The 20,842-nt window shown below is 40.7% G+C and carries 16 protein-coding genes, 1 tRNA gene and 1 rRNA gene; 15 read left to right on the top strand and 3 right to left on the bottom strand.

Annotated elements, in window-relative coordinates; translation table 11 throughout:
* The first annotated feature begins 57 nt into the window (after window positions 1–57).
* The 3 genes from rrf (at window position 58) to OM33_RS13415 (ending at window position 1,621) form a co-directional block, all read left to right on the top strand.
* Window positions 58–172 (top strand): 5S ribosomal RNA (rrf, locus tag OM33_RS13425).
* A 720-nt stretch (window positions 173–892) separates the two neighbouring features.
* A tRNA-Leu gene (locus OM33_RS13420) sits at window positions 893–977 on the top strand.
* A gap of 146 nt (window positions 978–1,123) precedes the next feature.
* Entirely contained in the window at window positions 1,124–1,621 is a 498-nt protein-coding gene (locus OM33_RS13415; RefSeq protein WP_038642426.1) for an RDD family protein, read from the top strand.
* Between the two features lie 46 nt (window positions 1,622–1,667).
* On the opposite strand, the gene lptG is transcribed toward OM33_RS13415, so the two are convergent.
* Both lptG and lptF read right to left on the bottom strand, forming a co-directional pair.
* Window positions 1,668–2,732: an LPS export ABC transporter permease LptG gene (lptG, locus tag OM33_RS13410; RefSeq protein ID WP_038642423.1), complete on the bottom strand. Its 1,065-nt coding sequence runs from the start codon at window positions 2,730–2,732 to the stop codon at window positions 1,668–1,670.
* Window positions 2,729–3,844 (bottom strand): LPS export ABC transporter permease LptF, encoded by a 1,116-nt coding sequence (lptF, locus tag OM33_RS13405; RefSeq protein ID WP_038642421.1) that lies wholly within the window; start codon window positions 3,842–3,844, stop codon window positions 2,729–2,731. Before lptF ends, lptG begins: the two co-directional genes overlap by 4 nt.
* Window positions 3,845–3,999: 155 nt before the next feature.
* On the opposite strand from lptF, the gene pepA reads away from it, so the two are divergent.
* The 5 genes from pepA to iscX all read left to right on the top strand — a co-directional run bounded on the left by pepA (window position 4,000) and on the right by iscX (window position 11,490).
* On the top strand, window positions 4,000–5,511 hold the full coding sequence (gene pepA / locus OM33_RS13400) for a leucyl aminopeptidase (protein ID WP_038642419.1): 1,512 nt from the start codon (window positions 4,000–4,002) through the stop codon (window positions 5,509–5,511).
* Window positions 5,512–5,532: 21 nt separating this feature from the next.
* On the top strand, window positions 5,533–5,973 hold the full coding sequence (locus tag OM33_RS13395; protein WP_038642417.1) for a DNA polymerase III subunit chi: 441 nt from the start codon (window positions 5,533–5,535) through the stop codon (window positions 5,971–5,973).
* 17 nt (window positions 5,974–5,990) lie between these two features.
* Window positions 5,991–8,837 carry a valine--tRNA ligase gene (locus tag OM33_RS13390; protein ID WP_038642415.1) on the top strand — a complete coding sequence of 949 codons (2,847 nt, stop codon included), beginning with the start codon at window positions 5,991–5,993 and terminating at the stop codon, window positions 8,835–8,837.
* Between the two features lie 181 nt (window positions 8,838–9,018).
* The gene (locus tag OM33_RS13385) at window positions 9,019–11,178 is read left to right on the top strand and encodes a S46 family peptidase (protein WP_038642413.1); all 2,160 of its coding nucleotides are present in this window, start codon (window positions 9,019–9,021) and stop codon (window positions 11,176–11,178) included.
* A gap of 108 nt (window positions 11,179–11,286) precedes the next feature.
* Complete coding sequence (gene iscX, locus OM33_RS13380) at window positions 11,287–11,490, top strand: Fe-S cluster assembly protein IscX (RefSeq protein ID WP_038642411.1); 204 nt, start codon at window positions 11,287–11,289, stop codon at window positions 11,488–11,490.
* Between the two features lie 3 nt (window positions 11,491–11,493).
* Here iscX and OM33_RS13375 read toward each other — a convergent pair whose 3' ends face one another.
* On the bottom strand, window positions 11,494–12,345 hold the full coding sequence (locus OM33_RS13375; protein WP_038642408.1) for an HDOD domain-containing protein: 852 nt from the start codon (window positions 12,343–12,345) through the stop codon (window positions 11,494–11,496).
* A 437-nt stretch (window positions 12,346–12,782) separates the two neighbouring features.
* Between OM33_RS13375 and OM33_RS13370 the strand changes: the two genes are divergently transcribed.
* The 7 genes from OM33_RS13370 (at window position 12,783) to OM33_RS13340 (ending at window position 20,778) form a co-directional block, all read left to right on the top strand.
* Window positions 12,783–13,391, top strand: coding sequence for a GTP cyclohydrolase II (locus tag OM33_RS13370; RefSeq protein WP_038642406.1), 609 nt, complete (start codon window positions 12,783–12,785; stop codon window positions 13,389–13,391).
* Between the two features lie 67 nt (window positions 13,392–13,458).
* Complete coding sequence (locus OM33_RS13365) at window positions 13,459–14,274, top strand: BPSS1780 family membrane protein (protein WP_038642404.1); 816 nt, start codon at window positions 13,459–13,461, stop codon at window positions 14,272–14,274.
* Window positions 14,275–14,739 carry a regulatory protein RecX gene (locus OM33_RS13360; RefSeq protein WP_038642402.1) on the top strand — a complete coding sequence of 155 codons (465 nt, stop codon included), beginning with the start codon at window positions 14,275–14,277 and terminating at the stop codon, window positions 14,737–14,739.
* A gap of 8 nt (window positions 14,740–14,747) precedes the next feature.
* Complete coding sequence (gene alaS / locus OM33_RS13355; RefSeq protein ID WP_038642400.1) at window positions 14,748–17,348, top strand: alanine--tRNA ligase; 2,601 nt, start codon at window positions 14,748–14,750, stop codon at window positions 17,346–17,348.
* Between the two features lie 2 nt (window positions 17,349–17,350).
* Complete coding sequence (locus OM33_RS13350) at window positions 17,351–18,565, top strand: aspartate kinase (protein WP_038642398.1); 1,215 nt, start codon at window positions 17,351–17,353, stop codon at window positions 18,563–18,565.
* A gap of 82 nt (window positions 18,566–18,647) precedes the next feature.
* Window positions 18,648–18,839, top strand: coding sequence for a carbon storage regulator CsrA (gene csrA / locus OM33_RS13345; RefSeq protein WP_038642396.1), 192 nt, complete (start codon window positions 18,648–18,650; stop codon window positions 18,837–18,839).
* A gap of 115 nt (window positions 18,840–18,954) precedes the next feature.
* A complete protein-coding gene (locus OM33_RS13340) occupies window positions 18,955–20,778 on the top strand; it encodes a DUF885 domain-containing protein (RefSeq protein ID WP_038643392.1) in 1,824 nt (607 codons plus the stop codon).
* Window positions 20,779–20,842 lie beyond the last annotated feature (64 nt).

Genomic DNA, 20,842 nt, shown 5'->3' with positions numbered 1-20,842 from the left:
TTAAAAAAAGCTTTCCAGATTTAGATTTAAGACAAGCTCTTAAGTCAACCGAATTTGCTTGGTGACTATAGCGTTTTGGAACCACCTGACCCCATGCCGAACTCAGAAGTGAAACGAAACAGCGTCGATGATAGTGTGGGTTCGCCCATGTGAAAGTAGAACATCGCCAAGCTCCTAATTAAAGAAAGCCTCAACATTATGTTGAGGCTTTTTTGCGTTTGGGCGGTTAATGAACTCACAGCGCTATAATTCATCCATGAAGCTTATCGACATTCGTACATCCATGTACATCAAAGCCCACTCAATGAGCGGGCTTTTTGCGTTTTAGCGTTTAATCAACAGTGACAACTCATCCATGAAGTTGGACACTTTAAGATAATATTTCCATGAATTCATATGAATACTTCCATGTAGCTTTGCTCCATCGCGCATCATTGAGATCAATTCCTTATTAGGCATCGAAACTTCAGAGACTCCGAGCGTTATGCATTTCGTCCTTTATGCCAGTTGACCTGTTCAGAGACTGCTGATATTTTTGTTGGCCATCGTCACACTAGTACCTTTTTACGGGTGTTTTTTAAATCACGCTTTATGGCTTTTAGGGTTTTTGTTAAGTGAAGAATTGATTGCTGGATTCTTATCTATATATTTAACACTCAAGACTTGTAACTAGCGAATTCAATAATAAAGTTGTTGAACCTTATTAACTGGGTTGTTGTATTTTTCCCTTGTTGGTTCTCTGGTCGATCTACTACTTTGAAGCGTGTTTTAAATTAGCTCTGTTTACTTGATAACCACTTGAGATTTAAACATTAAAAACAGCTTGCTGTACTTGAATTAGTTTGTATAATGCAATGACTTGATTAGTTTATAGTTCTTCTCAAGAATCTGTGCCAGTGTGATGGAATTGGTAGACATAGGGGATTCAAAATCCCCCGCAGCAATGCGTGGCGGTTCGAGTCCGCCCACTGGTACCACTTAACATTTAATTTGTTAAGTAATAGTAGCCGACGAGAGTCGGTTTTTTTGTGCCTTCACTTCCCCCCATCTATTTTTATTAGCGTCTAATCCTATCTCTAGGTTAGAATTATGCGAATATCAGGTTTGAGGTTTTATTAATTCTATGTCTAATATCGAACAACGAACAGGCTTTATGCGTCGCTTTGCTTCTTGGGTATATGATGCGTTGGCTACAGTAGCGATTATTATGTTGGCGCAAATTCTATTTTTAGGGTTTGTAGAGCTATTGCTTTCTATCGGGTTGATCAGTAAATCAGATGATGTCGATATTTCATACTTTGTCACAACTCAACCATGGAATTTCATTAATCAGTTTTATCTAGTGTGTGTTGCTTGTTTTTTCTATGTGTATTTTTGGTGCAAAGGTGGCCAAACAATCGGTATGCGAGCCTGGCGTTTAAAAGTAAGAAACTTAGATGGGACACAGATTACTAAGCCACAAGCGCTTATCAGAGCGATTACGGCCTTATTAGGGCTTGGTAATTTGTTAGTCTTGGTTGATTTTAAAAATAAACGTTCACTTCAAGACTATTTAGCTAAAACAGAAGTCATTACACTTTCTAAGGAAGAGAATAAAAAAGTGTATCGTGAGCTCGATTAATAGATTGAGAGCTCACTGCAATATTTTAAAAAGAAAAAAGGCGCTATTATTGGCGCCTTTTTAGTAGAAATGTTGCTATCGCTACAAAGATCACACTTGGCATAATGGCGCCAATCGAAGGGTGTAATTCATACACTAATACAAACGGGCCAAAAATCCGGTCTGTTAAATGAAAGATTATTCCAGTCACAACGCCCATCACTATACGTGCACCCATAGTCACACTTCGTAGTGGCCCAAATATGAAGGATAATGCGACCAGTAACATCACGGCAATTGTTAGTGGTTGAACTACTTTACGCCAAAAGGCAAGATCGTATGTGCTCGTATCTTGGTCATTTTCTTTTAAATAAGTAAGGTAAGAGTATAACCCCGTAAAAGAAAGTGTTTCAGGTTTAACGGAAACAACTCCCAGTTTTTCTGGCGTTAGTTTAGACTGATAAAAAAACTGCTCACTTTGAGTTGTATCAGTGCGGTTTTCATCAATAATCAAGTTTTCAATTTTATATAACTGCCAGCCATCTTTTTCAGGAACAGCCCTTTCAGCACGTTTTATTGATTGTAACTCAAGACGTTCATTGAATTGATACATGGTTAGGCCATCAAGACGGCCTGACTCATCCACATTGTTTATATTGATGAATGTATTTCCGTCTTTTGCCCACACCCCTTGCTGGGCATTGAAAATATTTCCCCCTGATATTTCCATTGCACGCAGTTGTTTAGCCGTTTTTTGTGCTTCAGGTACAACCCACTCAGCAATTGCCATCATAACCAAAGCCAAAATGAGTGCTGTTTTCATAACTGAGCGGATAATCTGAAAGCGTGACAAGCCCGCAGCCTGCATTACAACGAGTTCACTATTTGATGCAAGAGCCCCAAGGCCTAATAAACCACCGATCAATGCTGCCATAGGAAAGAATATAACGATGTCATAAGGCATACTATAGAGTGTGTATAGAACCGCATCGACAATATCATAAGTACCGCGACCAACCGATTTTAGCTGCTCAATAAATTTTATTAATGTGCCAATACCAACGAGTACAAGTAAAGTGAAGCCGGTGGTTTGCAGTAAACTGCGTCCTAAATAACCGTCTAAAATTTTCATGCGGTAGCCTCCTTCTTGCTAAACCATGCCCTAATTGTAGAGCCAAGAGGCCTATCTCTAAGAATTAAGAAAGTACCAATAAACAATGCGCTTAGGTGGATCCACCATAGACCTATTGAAGTTGGTATTTTTCCGTCTTGCACTAAAAACGTGCCCGCATTTAATAAAACGAAGTAACCAAGGTAGAGCGAAATTGCAGGTACCAATTTAGCAAACTTGCCTTGACGCGGATTAACAACCGATAAAGGCACAGCAATTAGGGTAAGTAAAGGAATCGATAAGGGCACAGCTAGGCGCCATTGAAACTGAGCGATGGCTTCTTTACTCCCTTGTTCTAATAGTTGCATAGAGGGCAGCGCTTCAAGCTTTCGACGCTTTTGCTCAATGGCCTGATCTTGTATCTGCACTTCATAGTTTGTAAATTCAGTTAACTGGAGCTGTTTTGAACCGGCTGGATTTTCGTAGCGTTTTCCATCACTCAAAATTAGTTTCTGCTCACCTGTATTGTCGTCTTCTAATACTTTACCTTTTTCTGCGTAGACTACCTCGGAGGTACGCATCTCACTGTCTCTGTCTATTTGCGCGTAAAATACGCGGTCAAGCTCAGTTCCACCTTGGTTAATATCATGTATAAACACTACAGCTTTTTCGTTATCGGTTTGCTGAAATCGCCCTGAACGGAGGGCTGCGAGGCCGGCATCAGCTTCTATTTTTTCTTTTAATTGATATTCGTGCTCATTCGCCCAAGGAGCAAGCTTAAGCGTAAGAAACCCGGCTAAAATTGCGAGCAGTGTTGAAGAGATTAAAGTTAAGCGCACCACATACCACTCGCTAACACCGCATGCTTTTAATACCGTCATCTCACTGTCGGCATAAATGCGACTGTAGGCCAGAATAATGCCCAAGAAAATACTCAGAGGTAAAATTAATGACGCTAATTGGGGGAGCTTAAGCATTACCATTTGCAGTACTAATTGCCCGGGTATTGAGCCTTCTGCGGCGTCAGCCAAAATAGACACAAACTTCTGACTGACAAAAATTGTCATCAGAGTGAGGAATACCGCGAGCTGAGATTTAAATACTTCTGTCGATAAATAGCGAAAGATTAACACCGCGACCTCTACAAAACTTGTCTTTTTACTGGAATAGTCTGAAATTTTAAGTAAACTTTGTATTTTTACAACTTAAATATATGCCATTAGGACTTAAATTTAAAAATTAAGTTTGTTTTGGATTAATTTATAGTCAAAATCACTCAGGAGTCGCTATGGAATTTAGCGTTAAAAGTGGCAGCCCAGAAAAACAACGCAGTGCATGTATTGTTGTGGGTGTTTATGAACCTCGTCGTTTATCACCAATTGGCGAGCAACTCGATCGTATTAGCGATGGTTATATTTCTAATTTGCTACGCCGCGGCGACTTAGAAGGTAAGCCTGGGCAAATGTTGCTATTACACCATGTACCAAACGTGTTAAGTGAGCGCGTGCTTTTAGTTGGTTGTGGTAAAGAGCGTGAGCTTGATGATAAGCAATATAAGCAAATTATTTCAAAAACCATTAGTACGTTAAATGATACTGGTTCTATGGAAGCGGTATGCTTCTTAACAGAACTACATGTAAAAGGTCGCGATACGTATTGGAAAGTACGTCAAGCAGTAGAAACTACGCAAGACAGCCTATATGTGTTCGATCAGCTAAAAAGTAAGAAAAGTGAAGCACGCAGACCGCTTCGTAAAATCGTATTTAACGTACCAACACGTCGTGAATTAACGATTGGTGAGACGGCAATTGAGCATGGCTTAGCGATTTCTCATGGCCAAAAGTTGTGTAAAGACGTTGCAAATATGCCACCTAATATCTGTAATCCAGCGTATCTCGGTGAGCAAGCGCAAGCACTTGAAGCAAACTTTGACAACGTTAAAGTAAATTTAGTTGGCGAAAAAGAAATGGAAGAGCTTGGTATGCATTCATACCTTGCAGTAGGCCGTGGTAGTGCGAATGAATCGATTATGTCGGTTATTCACTATACTGGTGCGGCTGAAGAAAAAGCGCCAATTGTACTGGTTGGTAAAGGTCTTACTTTTGACTCAGGTGGTATTTCAATCAAACCAGGCGAAGGCATGGATGAAATGAAATACGATATGGGTGGTGCCGCGGGCGTACTTGGCACGATGCGTGCGATTGTTGAAATGCAGTTGCCAATTAATGTAATTGCCGTGCTTGCAGGTTGTGAAAACATGCCAAGCAGCAACGCCTATCGCCCTGGTGATATTCTAACAACCATGTCTGGTCAAACTGTTGAAGTTTTAAATACCGATGCTGAAGGCCGTTTAGTATTGTGCGATGCATTAACTTATGTTGAAGCTTTCGATCCTGATACAGTAATTGACGTTGCTACCTTAACAGGTGCATGTATCATTGCACTTGGTCATCACACGTCAGGTCTACTTGCTAACCATAATCCACTTGCTCATGACTTATTGAAAGCGTCAGAGCTAAGTGGTGACAGAGCGTGGCAGTTACCTTTATGGGATGAATATCAAGAACAACTTGAGAGCCCATTTGCAGATTTCACTAACCTAGGTGGACGCGCAGCAGGTACAATTACAGCAGCATGTTTCTTATCTCGTTTCACTAAAAAGTATCACTGGGCACACTTAGATGTGGCGGGTACTGCTTGGCGAAGTGGTAAGAGCAAAGGCGCGACAGGTCGCCCAGTTGCAATGTTAACTCAGTATCTATTAAACCGTGCTGATGTTAATATGGAGCAAGATGCCTAAAGTGATTCTAGAGGCAGTTTAATGAACGCAGTATTTTACGTTCTAAAACAACTAAATGAGCCGGTAAATTCCATTCCGGCTCATTTTGATCTAGCAGCAAGGCTGGCTGCAGATTGTTACCGACAGGGAAAAAAAGTTTTTATTTTTGTAGATAATCAAGACGCTGCTCATTTAATTGATGAGCACCTGTGGCAATTCGAAGTCGATAGCTTCGTGCCACACAATCTACAAGGCGAGGGACCACAAGCAGGTTCACCTGTTGAAATTGGCGAGTCAGCGCCGGTGGCAAATCGCAAAGTGATAATAAATTTGGCTAATACAGTGCCTGATTTTATTCGTCGCTTTTCAGAGGTATATGACTTTGTACCTGCTGATGAACAATTAAAAGGTGTAGCGCGTGAACGCTACAAAGTAATGCGTCAATTAGGGGCGCATTTGTCGACACAAGAGATAGAGATTTAGTATTAAGGTTCTGTGCAATGGATAAAACCTATAATCCACAAGATATTGAACAGTCGTTATATCAAGGCTGGGAAGAGAAAGGCTACTTTAAACCGTCAGGTAAAGGTGACGCGTATTCAATTATGATCCCACCGCCAAATGTCACAGGTAGCTTGCACATGGGCCACGCCTTCCAAGATACCATTATGGATACGCTGACACGTTTTAAGCGTATGCAAGGCAATAATACACTTTGGCAGGTTGGTACTGACCATGCTGGCATCGCAACGCAAATGGTTGTAGAGCGTAAACTTGCAGCTGAAGAAGGTAAAACGCGCCACGAGCTTGGCCGTGATAATTTCATTGACCGCATTTGGCAGTGGAAAAACGAATCAGGCGGTACGATTACCAAGCAGTTACGTCGCCTAGGCGCATCGGTTGATTGGGACCGTGAACGCTTTACGATGGATGAAGGTCTTTCTGAAGCAGTTAAAGAAGTATTCGTTCGTCTTCACAAAGAAGATTTAATTTACCGTGGTAAGCGTCTTGTAAACTGGGATCCAAAGCTACACACAGCAATCTCAGATTTAGAAGTTGAAAACAAAGACAAACAAGGCCATATGTGGAACCTGCGTTACCCACTGGCTGATGGTCTTACTACAAAAGATGGTAAAGACTACATTGTTGTTGCAACAACACGTCCTGAAACCATGTTAGGTGATACAGGTGTTGCTGTTAACCCAAATGATGAGCGTTACCAAGATTTAATCGGTAAAGAAGTTTTATTACCAATCGTTAATCGTCGCATTCCGATTGTTGCCGACGAACATGCTGATATGGAAAAAGGCACTGGCTGCGTAAAAATTACCCCAGCGCATGATTTCAACGATAACGAGGTAGGTAAACGTCACCAGTTACCTATGATCAATATCTTTAACAAAGATGCAGCGGTATTAACTGCAGGGGAAGGTTATACCTTTGATGGTAAGCCGCAAGAAATCGATGCGCCAATTCCAGAGCGCTTCCATGGTCTTGACCGTTTTGATGCGCGTAAAGCGATTGTAGCTGAATTTGAAGAGCTTGGTTTACTAGAGAAAATCGAAGATCACAGCCTAACTGTACCGTACGGCGACCGTTCAGGTGTGGTTATTGAACCACTTCTTACCGACCAATGGTATGTCCGTGTAGCGCCACTTGCAGAGCCAGCAAAACAAGCAGTTGCTAATGGCGACATTAAATTTGTGCCAGCACAATACGAAAACATGTACAACGCCTGGATGAATGACATTCAAGATTGGTGTATTTCACGTCAGCTTTGGTGGGGTCACCGTATTCCTGCATGGTACGATGCTGAAGGTAATGTGTATGTAGGTCGCAGCGAAGAAGAAGTACGTAGCGAAAATAACATCGCTGCGGATGTTGCACTTACACAAGATGAAGACGTACTTGATACTTGGTTCTCATCAGCACTTTGGACGTTCTCAACACAAGGTTGGCCTGCACAAACTGAAGACTTAAAAGTATTCCACCCATCAGATGTGCTGGTAACGGGTTTTGATATTATCTTCTTCTGGGTTGCACGTATGATCATGATGACCATGCACTTCATCAAAGATGAAGACGGCAAACCACAAGTACCATTTAAAACCGTATACGTAACCGGCCTTATCCGCGATGAAAACGGCGATAAGATGTCTAAGTCAAAAGGTAACGTACTTGACCCAATCGATATGATTGATGGTATCGACCTTGAAAGTTTAGTGACTAAACGCACCAGCAACTTAATGCAGGAAAAAGTTGCGGCTAAGATTGAAAAGAATACGCGTAAAACGTTTGAAAACGGTATTGAAGCACACGGTACTGATGCGCTTCGCTTCACACTGGCGGCAATGGCATCGACAGGTCGTGATATCAACTGGGATATGAGCCGCTTAGAAGGTTACCGTAATTTCTGTAACAAGCTTTGGAATGCGAGTCGTTATGTATTGATGCACACAGAAGAAAAAGACTGTGGCTTTAACGGTGGCGATATGCAGTTGTCACTGGCAGATCGTTGGATCTTAGGCCAGTTCCAAAATACGGTTAAGACATTTACCGATCATTTAGATAACTACCGTTTTGACCTTGCAGCAAACACCATTTATGAGTTCACTTGGAACCAATTCTGTGACTGGTATCTTGAGCTAACTAAGCCGGTACTATTTAAAGGTAATGAAGCAGAACAACGCGGTACTCGTAATACGCTAGTAACTGTTCTTGAGGGTTTACTGCGTTTAATGCACCCATTAACGCCTTATATCACTGAAACAATCTGGCAGCGTGTTGCACCTCTTGCAAACATTAATGCAGATACCATTATGCTGCAGACATTCCCGCAGTTTGATGAATCTCAAGTTGATGAGTCAGCAATGGCTGATTTAGAGTGGGTTAAGCAGTTTATCGTTGCGATTCGTAACATTCGTGGTGAAATGGACATTAGCCCGAATAAACCACTTGATGTACTGCTTAAAAACGCAAGTGACGAAGATAAGCGTCGCCTAGAAGAAAATGCTAAGTTCCTAGCATCACTAGCAAAATTAGAATCTACAACTGTATTAGCTGAAACTGACGAAGCGCCAGCTTCTGCTACCGCGTTAGTAGGTGGCTTAGAAGTGCTTATTCCTATGGCGGGCTTAATCGATGTCGAAGCTGAACTTGCGCGTATTAGTAAGCAACTTGAAAAGGCCGAGAAAGGTTTAGCGCAGGTTGAGAAAAAGCTAGCAAACGAAAAGTTTGTTAATAATGCGCCTGAAGCGGTCCTTGCCAAAGAGAAGGAAAAGCTTGCAGAATACAGTGAAGCCAAAGCCAAGTTGCTTGAGCAAAAGACCAAAATTGAAAGTCTTTAATAATTCAATTAACTAAAAAAAGCCGCGTTTATCGCGGCTTTTTTATTTACAAAACTGTTTACTTAACGTTACAAAAGTTGGGGTTATTACGACGCAAAAAATTGACTCGTAAAGTCATTTTAAGACATAGTGATAATGTAACATTATTACAAAAAATACTGATAAAAAAGGAAACGCACAAATGCGCATTAAAGCACTTACAGCTGCACTGGCACTTGGTTTGTCGGGTGTGGCGTCTGCTGATGAAGGTATGTGGCAACCGCATCAACTACCTGAACTGGAAGATATTCTCAAAGCTAAAGGGTTAGAAATTGATGCTAAGTCAATCTCAAAGCTTACCGAATTCCCAATGAATGCCGTAATTAGCTTAGGCGGTTGTACAGCATCATTTGTATCACCAAAAGGTTTAGTTGTTACTAACCACCACTGTGCGTATGGTTCAATTCAATATAATTCAACAACGGATAACAACATTCTAGAAAATGGCTTTTTAGCGAAAACGCCTTCTGAAGATCTACCAGCTGCACCGGGCTCTCGCGTGTATGTTACTGAAGAAGTGACTGATGTAACGGCAAAAGTAAAAAAAGCCACTGAAACACTCGCTGGTAAAGCACGCTACGAAGCCATTGATGCAAACCGTAAAGCACTTGTTGCTGAATGTGAAGAAGACAAAGGTTACCGTTGTAATGTGTATACGTTCCACGGCGGATTAGAGTATTACTTAATTAAATCGCTTGAGATTAAAGATGTTCGCTTAGCGTACACGCCAGCAATGGGTGTGGGTAAATACGGTGGTGATATTGATAACTGGATGTGGCCGCGCCATACCGGTGACTTTGCGTTCTACCGTGCATATGTTGGTAAAGATGGTAAGCCTGCAGAATTTTCTAAAGACAACGTACCATTTGAATCTAACTCGTTTTTAAGCGTAAGTGCAAAAGGTGTACAAGAAGGTGACTTTGTGATGGTAACAGGCTACCCAGGCCGTACTAACCGTTACCGTGTATCCCCTGAGGTAGATTATGTTTTCAATACAGCATACCCACTTGCGCGTAAGCATAACTCTAAATATGTTGAGCTAATCGAAGAAAACGCACCTGAAGGTTCACAAGAGCGTATCGCATACGAAAGCACAATTGCAGGCTACAACAACTACATCAAGAACTATGGTTCAATGATTGAGAGCTTCAAAAAAGGCTCGATGTATTCGCGCAAGCAACAATTTGAACAAGACCTACAAGCTTGGATAAACAGTGACAGCGACCGCAAAGCAAAATATGGCGAGGTATTAGCTGATTTAGAAGCGCTTGTTGCAGAGTCTCAAAAGCATAATCAGCGCGATCGTATGCTTGGTTATGTACACCGTTCACAAATGATTTCAACAGCGCGTATGTTGTATCGTTTAGCGGTTGAAAAGCAAAAGCCAGACGCAGAGCGCGAAAGTGGTTATCAAGAGCGTGATTTGCCACGTATTGAAGCGCGTCTTAAGAGCATGAGCCGTCGTTATGCAGAGCCAGTTGATAAAGCAATTCTACTTCACTTCTTAGAGCTATACGCTGCACTTCCAGCAAATGAGCGTTTAGTTGAAGTTGATAACGCGTTAGACCTATCCAATGGTTTTGATAAAACTAAACATGCAGCAATGCTAGATGACATGTACGCAAACTCTAAACTTGCTGATGAGAAAGCGCGTTTATGGATGCTCGACTTAGATCTTGCACAACTTGATCAAAGCAACGACCCATTTGTGAAATACGCCAAAGCGATTTTCAGTGTAATGAAGTCAATTGAAGATCAAGACAAAGAGCTAACAGGTAAAATGCAGGCTGCTCGCCCAGCGTTAATGGAAGCGATTATTGCGTACAATAAATCACTTAATAAGCCTGTGTATGCAGATGCAAACAGCACATTACGTGTTACTTACGGTACAGTGAGTGGCTACTCACCGCAAGATGGTCTTGTAGCAACGCCATTTACTTCACTTGAAGGCCTGCTTGCGAAAAATACTGATGTTGAACCATTTAACTCTCCGAAAAAGCAAAATGACTTAATCAAGCAAAAGCAATACGGTGATTACACAGGTGGTATGAACACAGTACCTGTTAACTTCTTATCAAATGTTGACACAACCGGTGGTAACTCAGGCTCTCCAACATTAAACGGCAAAGCGGAGCTTGTTGGTTTACTGTTTGATGGTGTGTACGAAAGTATTATTGGTGATTGGGACTACGATGCGAACCTAAACCGTTCAATTCATGTAGATTCTCGTTATATGCTTTGGGTGATGGACAAAGTTGATAATGCGCAAAACTTACTTGAAGAAATGAAAATCGTTAAGTAAGCGATGATAGTTAAAGTAAAAAATTAAGAGAGGCAACAGCCTCTCTTTTTTTGTCTCAATTTCAGTGATAAGACTAAACTTAGAAAAGCACAAGATGGGAGCAGGAAAATGAAATTGAAGTGGGTTGATTCTTTGGAAATTGCATTGGCATTGTTAGAAGCTCATCCTGAAGTAGAGCCTTCTCAAGTAAGATTTACTCAACTACGAGATTGGGTATTAGCGCTGGAAGATTTTGATGATGATCCAAGCCATAGTGGCGAACGCATTCTTGAAGCAATTCAAATGGCTTGGATTGAAGAATATGATGACTAGATGCTAGTGTGCACTATTAAAAAAATCTTCCGCATCATCTTTAATATCTTGATAATCCTCATCATCAAGATCCAATACTGCCAACACTTTTTCTTTCATATACGGCCAATCAGGTGAAGCAACAAAACGGCGGTTAACATGCACAATATTTTCCGCCATTTTCAATGTGGCAAAAGTTAATTGATCCTGACCGAAGTTGATCTTTTCTAAAAAACTCACGTCGTGATGACGTAAAATGATTTGGCAAATATTCTTAGGCAAATTCCAACTGGTCGCTAAAAAATAACCAACAACGGCATGGTTTGTCCGGTAATTTGCTTCTTCACGTTCTATTAAAGAAGTGTGGTAGTCGCGATTTGACTCAGCAAGTACCTTAACGTAATCCCCGTAATTCATTGCCATGGCAGGTATACCAGCGTCATGAAACAACCCAACCATATGCAAATTTTCGGTAGGTACTTTTGACTTTAGTTTCTTACCTATTAGAGTTGAAATAGCAGCGATTTCGCTCGCAGTATCCCAAAAACGTTCAAGTTTGATACAACAGTTAGTTTGATCAAATGCTTTTTCAAGTAAAAAGCCAGTTACCAAGTTAGTGATGCCCTCTAAGCCAAGAAACATAACAGCTTGTTTTATATCTGTAATTGTTCTGGCAAGACCATAAAAAGGCGAGTTGATCACTTTTAAAACCATCGCTGCAATCGCTACATCTTCAGCAACAATGGACGCAATAGTGTTTAGCTCAGGAGAGTCACTACTTAATTCATTCTGAAGTGACTGCAATAATTCTGGTTTAGGGGGAATGGTAAATCCAGACTCTAGATCAGTAAGAACCTTACTATCAATTTCGATCATGTTAAGCACCCTGTATTCTTTAAGTAACCATTATACTGAGTCTTTATTTCTTAAGTTAGATTTAAATCAAAGGTTCTGAATGTAGAACAATATTCTTTATCAAGAATTGGTATCGGACACACAACTAACTTACTCATTTAATTTTTTACCTTTCTAACTTAATGCGTTGACTGTAAACATGACAGTTAACGCATTTTTTTCATTTTCAAGTGAACCATTTTCATATTTTCACCTTATAGCAGTGGGTGCTTTTATTGCCTTTATGCTTTGAAAAAGCAAGCTACTCTTAATTTAGGGTGTCAAAACTCGCTGCCTATTTAGGTAATAAAGTTTATAAACGGCATTGAAAAATTGAAAAAAGCACATATAAAGTCGTAGACGCTAGTTTGAAAAATTAGCTAGTGTTACAATATCACAAAATACTTGTTGGAAATGTCGTGGCTGAAGTAAGAGCAAGAGTCCAGCTCAAAGTTGGCAAAAACAGTAAAATCCCTGCAGAAATCGTATCTTTTCATGGTCTTTTAGACGGTGAAGAACACGTTGCTTTAATCTTTAATAATGCTGATAAAGAGCCAAATCCGTTAATTCGTATGCACTCTGAGTGCTTAACAGGGGATGTATTCCATTCTTCTCGTTGTGATTGCGGTGAGCAACTCGACGAATGCATCGAAACCATGCATAAAGTGGGTGGTATTATTTTATACCTTCGCCAAGAGGGCAGAGGCATTGGTTTATACAATAAAATTGATGCTTATGTTCTGCAGTCTCAAGGGATGAATACCTATGAAGCAAATAATCATCTCGGTTTTGCTGATGATTTACGTGAATTTAGAGACGCAGCTTTAATGCTTAATGCACTGGGTGTTAACAAAGTTAAATTAATGACTAATAACCCACGTAAAGTGAAAGAGTTGACCGAAGCAGGTATTGAAATTGCTTCACAAGTTGGCACTTCGGCGCACATTAAAGAAGGTAATGAAGCTTATTTAGCGGCAAAAGTATCACGTGGTTCACATATGCTGGATTTAACGCAAGTAAAAAAGTAGCATAAGCATATCGTGAAGATTTTGAACGCTCCATATCATGGAGCGTTTTCATTTATAAGAAAGAAAAATGGCTGTAGAAATTAGAATATTCAAGGCAAAAGCTGGCCTTAACTGGTTTAAAGCGGGGTGGGAGCTGTTTAAGTGTCAACCTGGCACCTTTATATTAATGCACTTATTTATTGGCATCTTATCTTTAATTGCCTTGGTTGCACCGATTTTCCAATTACCCGCAGCAATCGCAATGCCATTTGTCACAGCGGGATTTTATCGCGCTATGCTTAATCGCCAGCAAGGCAAGCAAATTTCTTTTTTAGATATTTTCAGCGTGTTTAGCGAAGCTGGGCGTCGTTTAATGTTGTTTCGTTTGGGGCTTTACCACTTATTTGGCGGCTTTATTTTAGCACTCTTAACGACTACTTTATTTCAAGGTTTAAGCGAACCAATAAATGCTTATTTAAAAGCTGTTGAGTCACAAAATGTTGACTTGGTGCAATTACATGCACAACAGGTAATCGACAGCATTCAGTTTTCAAACGTTATTGTTTTAGTTGCTGCGTATTCACTTTATACCATGTGTTTTGCGTTCACTATTCCTCTCGTATATTTTTCTAATAACAACAGTATTTTAGAGTGCATAAAAGCCAGTCTGTTAGTGTTTTGGCACAATATGGGGGCGCTCAGTATTTTTGGTGCAATCTCAGCTGGTCTCATTTTATTTGCGGCATTTTTATCGTTTATTCCATTGTTATTTATTTTACCTATTCTTTACGCTGGGTTCTTTGTGTCTTTCCAAGCGATGTTTATGTCAGCGGTGATTGTTAAACCTGAACAATCTAATAATGCCGAGTCACAAACGCACAATCACGATAGATTTGATGCGTAAATGACAGAAAAAGAACAAGCAAAATTAAAAAACTATGTGCTTTGGTTACTTTCAAGACAAGAGTATTCCAAAGCACAAATTGCCAAAAAATTAGCTGCCCGTTGTGAGGACAATGAGTTTATTGAAAAGCTAATTTTATGGTGTGAAGACTATGGCTTTATTGATGATATACGCTATGCCGAAAGTTTTGTACGACGCCAAATAAACAAAGGTTTGGGGTTGATGCGAATTAAAAATGAGGCTTATCAAAAAGGGGTCAGTGCCGATCTAGTTCAAACTATTGTCGAAGAATTAGAAATAGACTGGTATCTGCAGGCCCAATCCGCATATAATAAGAAATTCACAAATACAAGTAGTTCCCTCGACTTTAAAGAAAAAGCGAAGCGCATTCGCTACATGAGTTATCGAGGGTTTAATCATGAACAAATTGAATTTGCAATGCAAACAAGTCCGTCAAACGAGTGAGAGGTAGCATGCAGCACATGACGACCGCGGAAATCCGCAACGCGTTTCTAAATTATTTCGCATCAGAGCAACACCAAGTAGTGCCATCAAGTTCATTGGTACCAGGTAACGATCCTACCTTGCTATTCACCAATGCAGGTATGGTACAGTTTAAAGATGTATTTCTAGGTGCTGAGCGCCGCCCATACAATCGTGCAACGAGTTCGCAGCGCTGTGTACGTGCTGGTGGTAAGCACAACGATTTAGAAAACGTAGGTTATACTGCTCGTCACCACACGTTCTTTGAAATGCTTGGTAACTTTAGTTTTGGTAACTATTTCAAGCAAGATGCGATTAAATTTGCTTGGCAATTCCTCACAGACGTTATCAAACTGCCAAAAGATAAATTACTTGTAACGGTTTATCACACAGATGATGAAGCGTTTGATATTTGGCATAAAGAAATGGGACTTGCAGAGGATAAAATTATCCGCATCGACACTGCTGATAACTTCTGGTCGATGGGTGATACAGGTCCATGTGGTCCATGTTCTGAAATATTCTACGATCACGGTGAAGAGATTTGGGGTGGTCCTCCGGGCAGTCCTGAAGAAGACGGTGACCGTTTTATCGAAATTTGGAACCTAGTATTCATGCAATACAACCGTCATGCTGACGGTACAATGGAGCCTTTACCAAGCCAATCTGTTGATACAGGTATGGGCCTTGAGCGTATTTCTGCCATTATGCAGGGCGTTCACTCAAACTACGAAATCGATATTTTCCAAAACTTAATTAAAGCTGCGGCTGCGGTTACTAATGCGCAAGATTTAGAAGATAAATCATTACGTGTTATTGCAGACCATATTCGTTCGTGTGCGTTTTTAATTGCTGATGGTGTGATGCCATCAAATGAAGGCCGTGGTTACGTATTACGTCGTATTATTCGTCGTGCAGTGCGTCACGGCAATAAGTTGGGTGCTACTGAAACATTCTTCCATAAGTTAGTTGCTGCGCTTGCAACTGAAATGGGTGAAGCGTACCCAGAGCTAATCAAGCAACAGTCAATTATTGAGAAAGTTCTGCGTATTGAAGAAGAACAGTTTGGCAAAACGCTTGATCGTGGTCTGGCGATTTTAGAAGAAAGCCTAAAAGGTTTACAAGGCGATGTAATCCCAGGTGATTTAGTCTTTAAACTTTATGATACCTACGGTTTCCCTGCTGATTTAACGGCAGACGTTGCACGTGAACGCTTTATGACTATTGATGAACGTGGCTTCCAAGAAGCAATGGAAGTTCAACGCAAGCAAGCACAGCAAGCTGGTAAGTTTGGTGCAGACTACAATGACCAGTTAAAGTCTGAAAAAACAACAGAATTTAAAGGCTACGATAGCGAGCAATACACAGGTACAGTGGTTGAATTATTTAGCGGTGCAGATGCCGTTACTGTTCTTGAAGACGGACAACAAGGTATTGTTATTCTTGATCGCACACCTTTCTACGCAGAAAGCGGTGGTCAGGTTGGCGATACAGGCGTACTTAAAGTTGCTAATGGTGAGTTTATTGTTGAAGACACCACAAAGCTCGGTAATGCATTCGCCCACAAAGGTAAAGTTGTTGGTCGTATTGGTGTGAATGACCGTGTTGATGCACATGTTGATGCAACACGTCGCGATAACACTAAGAAAAACCACACTGCAACGCACTTATTACACGAAGCACTTCGTGTGGTACTTGGCGAACATGTTACACAAAAAGGTTCATTAAACGACCCAGAGCGTTTACGTTTTGACTTCTCACACTTTGAAGCAGTAACAAAAGAAGAGTTACAACGCATTGAAGATATGGTGAATCTTGAGATCCGTAAGAATATCGACCTGAACACCGAATTAATGGCAATTGACGCGGCGAAAGAAAAAGGCGCAATGGCGTTATTTGGTGAAAAATACGACGATGAAGTGCGCGTTGTAAGCATTGGCGACTTTTCAATTGAGCTATGTGGTGGTACGCACGTTAAGCGCACTGGTGACATCGGTTTATTTAAGATTGTGTCAGAAAGTGGTATTGCAGCAGGTGTTCGTCGTATTGAAGCGGTAACGGGTGAAGGTGCAGTTGCTTATATCAATAAACAAGCTGAAACATTATCAGCAATTGCTGCGCTAGTGAAAGGCGATAGCAATAATGTGTTAGACAAAGTATCAGCTTTAGTTGAGCGTGCTAAAGGCCTTGAAAAGGAAATTTCTCAGCTTAACGATAAACTAGCAAGTGCAGCTGGTGCGTCATTACTTGACGCTGTAATTGATGTAAATGGCGTTAAATTACTGGTAGCAAATGTTGAAGGTACTGAGTCAAAAGCATTGCGTGGCATGGTTGATGACCTTAAAAATAAGCTTGGCTCTGGCATTATTGCGCTTGGTGTTGCCAATGGTGACAAAGTAAGTCTAATTGCCGGTGTGACGAAAGACTTAACTGGTCAGTTTAAAGCCGGTGAGCTTGTTAACCACATGGCGTCGCAAGTAGGTGGTAAAGGCGGTGGTCGTCCTGATATGGCGCAAGCCGGTGGTTCACAACCTGAAAACTTAGCTGCAGCACTTGAAAGTGTGAATGCGTGGGTGAGTGAGCGCGCTTAAACTTGGCGTTACTAGTTAAAAAATTTGGCGGCACTTCAGTTGGTTCTATCGACCGAATTGAAGCTGTCGCCGACCTTGTTGTGCGTTCTAAACAGCAAGGACACCAAATCGTCGTTGTTGTGTCAGCGATGTCTGGCGAAACTAATCGCCTCATTAATCTTGCAAAACAAATAGATGCCACTCCCAGTTCGCGCGAGCTCGATGTACTGTTAACTACCGGTGAGCAAGTCTCAGTAGCATTGCTTGCAATGGCAATTATCAAACGGGGTCATTCAGCTATTAGTTTACTTGCTGATCAAGCGGGTATTATGACCGATAACTTATTTGGTAAAGCCCGTATTCAGATGATTCCGCCAAAACGCTTAAATCAAGAGCTTGAGCAGGGCAGAATTGTCATATTGGCTGGATTTCAAGGACGTGACATTGAAGGCAATATCACCACGCTTGGACGCGGAGGCACGGATACTACCGCAGTAGAAGTTGCTGCTGCAATTGGTGCTGATGAATGTCAAATTTATACTGATGTCAATGGTGTTTATACCACCGATCCGCGTGTTGAGCCAAAAGCGAAAAGAATGGATTATGTTACTTTTGAGGAAATGCTTGAGCTAGCTAGCTTAGGGGCAAAAGTATTACAAATCCGCTCCGTAGAAGCGGCTGGTAAGCATAACCTGCCTTTACGGGTGCTTTCATCGTTTGAGCCTGATCACGGCACATTAATTAGTTATGAGGAAAACCCTATGAATTCTAAAGTAGTTTCAGGGATTGCGTTTAGCAAAGACGAAGTGCTAATTAAAGTACATAATTTGGATAACACCCCGGAACAACTCGCTGAATTATTGGAAGTATTCTCTGATAATAATATAGAAATTGACATGATCAGTAACTTTTCCTGCAAAGGGGATAAAGTCGGCTATGCTTTAACTGTACATGAAGTCGATTCGCAGTTGGCAGAAAAGTTAATTAAACAAAATCTTACAACTCTTAATGCGGATTCAGTTACAGTTAATGAAACTGTTGCTAAGATTTCTGTTGTTGGAATAGGAATGAAATCTAACGCAGGTGTTGCAGGAGCACTTTTTAGAGCACTAGCGAATGAAAATATTAACGTTCAGCTTATTTCAACCTCAGAGATAAAAGTCTCGGTTTTAGTAGATGAGAAGTACCTAGAATTGGGAGTTAGAGCTTTACATAGTGCTTTTTCTTTAGACCAGTAAAAGTTTCTAACTTTTTGAATAATATTCATGTAAAATGGAAATGATACGGAATCTTTAAACTTTGGATATTTAGGAGCAAAGAATGCTAATTTTGACTCGTCGCGTAGGTGAAACCCTCATGATTGGGGATGAAGTTACAGTTACTGTACTTGGCGTAAAGGGTAACCAGGTACGCATTGGTGTTAATGCACCAAAAGATGTTTCAGTACATCGTGAAGAAATTTATATGCGAATTCAAGCTGAGAAAGCAAACGCTGAACCAGGCAACGAATAGTTTAGAACAGAATTTTAAGAGCCAGCATTAATGCTGGCTTTTTTTGTTTTTAATAGCTTGTCACTGTTTTATCTACTGTTATGATGTATACAATTTTAATAATGATAAAAATGCTATGATTAAACAAACCTCTCTCGCACTTGCAGTCGGTTTTGCCTTAACAGGCTGCATGGATACTCAAACAAATACCAATAATACTGAAGTAACAACGAAAGCAGCAGTAGAGCAGTCGGCTCAGCTAAGTGAAAACCAAAAGCTAAATCAACTTGTTGAAAATTATTTTGATGAAGCCTTAGCATTTTCGCCGGTATCCGGTACTTATGTGGGTGAATCTCAATATAATAATCAGTGGAGCCCTGTAATAAGTGCTGAAAATCGCGCAAAAGCGACTGCATTTACAAAAAAATATCAGGCATCGCTAGCAAAAATTGATTCTGCCAAGTTAACTGGGCAAGATCTTTTAAGTTATCAAATTTTTAAGCGTGACTTGGCGCTGTCGTTAGAGTCTGAAAAATTCCCTGGTTATTTAATCCCAATTGACCAAATGGCCGGTCAACATAATACTTTTGCAAGTCTAGGTTCGGGTAAAAGTGCGCAACCGTTTACAACCAAAGCAGAATTTGATGCCTTTATTGGCCGTGCAAATGGTTTTGTAACTTGGTTGGAGAGTGTTGAAGCAAACATGCGCGAGGGTATGAAGCAAAATGTTACTTTGCCTAAAGTACTAGCGAAAAAACTTTTACCACAATTCCAAGCACATGTTGTAACAGACCATACGCAAAGTGTTTTTTGGATGCCTGTAGCAGAAATGCCAGAGTCAATTTCTGCTGAAGATAAAGCGCAAATTGAAAAAGACTATCAAGCACTTATTCTTAAAACGCTAGTACCAGCCTATGCAAAGATGGCAGCTTTTATAGAGCAAGAATACATTCCAGCTGCAAACGATAAAGTTGGTTATTCTAATTTACCGAATGGTAAAGCATGGTACGAATTCTTGATTAAACAACACACCACGCTTGATTTAAATGCCGATGAAATTCACGAAATTGGTTTGAGTGAAGTAGAGCGCATTTTAAATGAAATGAAAGGCGTGAAAGAGGCGGTAGGCTTTGAAGGGGATTTAGCGGCGTTCTTTGTTCATTTACGTGATAGTGATGAGTTCTATTACGATAAACCAGAAGACCTTGTTAAAGCGTATGAAGATGTAAAAGTTAAGATAGATGCCAAACTACCAAAACTCTTCGATATTGCGCCTAAAGCAGATTACGTAGTTAAACCGGTTGAAGCATTTAGAGCGGCATCTGCTGCAGGCGCTTCATACCAAGCACCAGCACCTGATGGTTCAAGACCGGGCGTGTTTTACATCAACACACATAACCTAAAGGCCCAGCCTAAGTTTTTACTCGAAACGCTCTCGATTCATGAAGCTGCTCCTGGTCACCACTTCCAAATTGCATTACAACAAGAAGTAGAAGGTTTGCCACGCTTTAGAAAGTTTGGTGGCTACACAGTGTTTGCTGAAGGTTGGGCACTGTATGCTGAAAGTTTAGGCAAAGAGCTAGGCTTATTTACCGACCCTTATATGTGGTACGGACGTTTAGTTGACGAGCAATTACGTGCGATGCGCCTTGTGTTAGATACAGGTTTCCATGCCAAAGGTTGGACACGTGAGCAGGGTATTGAATACATGAAAGCAAATTCATCCATGGCTGAAAGTGACATTATTTCAGAAGTTGAGCGTTATATCGGTTGGCCTGGACAAGCCTTATCTTATAAATTGGGTGAATTTAAAATCCGTGAGCTGCGTGAAAAAGCAAAAGCTGCACTTGGTGATAAATTTGATATTAAAGCGTTCCATACACAAATTTTGATTGATGGTGCACTGCCAATGCCGATTCTAGAAGCTAAACTAGATAGCTGGATTGAAAGTGTAAAATAGGCAAATTTAAGTAGCAGTTTCGGCTGCTACTTAATATAAAAACTTGTATATTCTAGCCGCCTTA

Origin of the sequence: Pseudoalteromonas piratica (genome assembly GCF_000788395.1) — a bacterium.
GTDB lineage: Bacteria > Pseudomonadota > Gammaproteobacteria > Enterobacterales > Alteromonadaceae > Pseudoalteromonas > Pseudoalteromonas piratica.
This window is presented reverse-complemented; position numbering and strand designations above follow the sequence as displayed.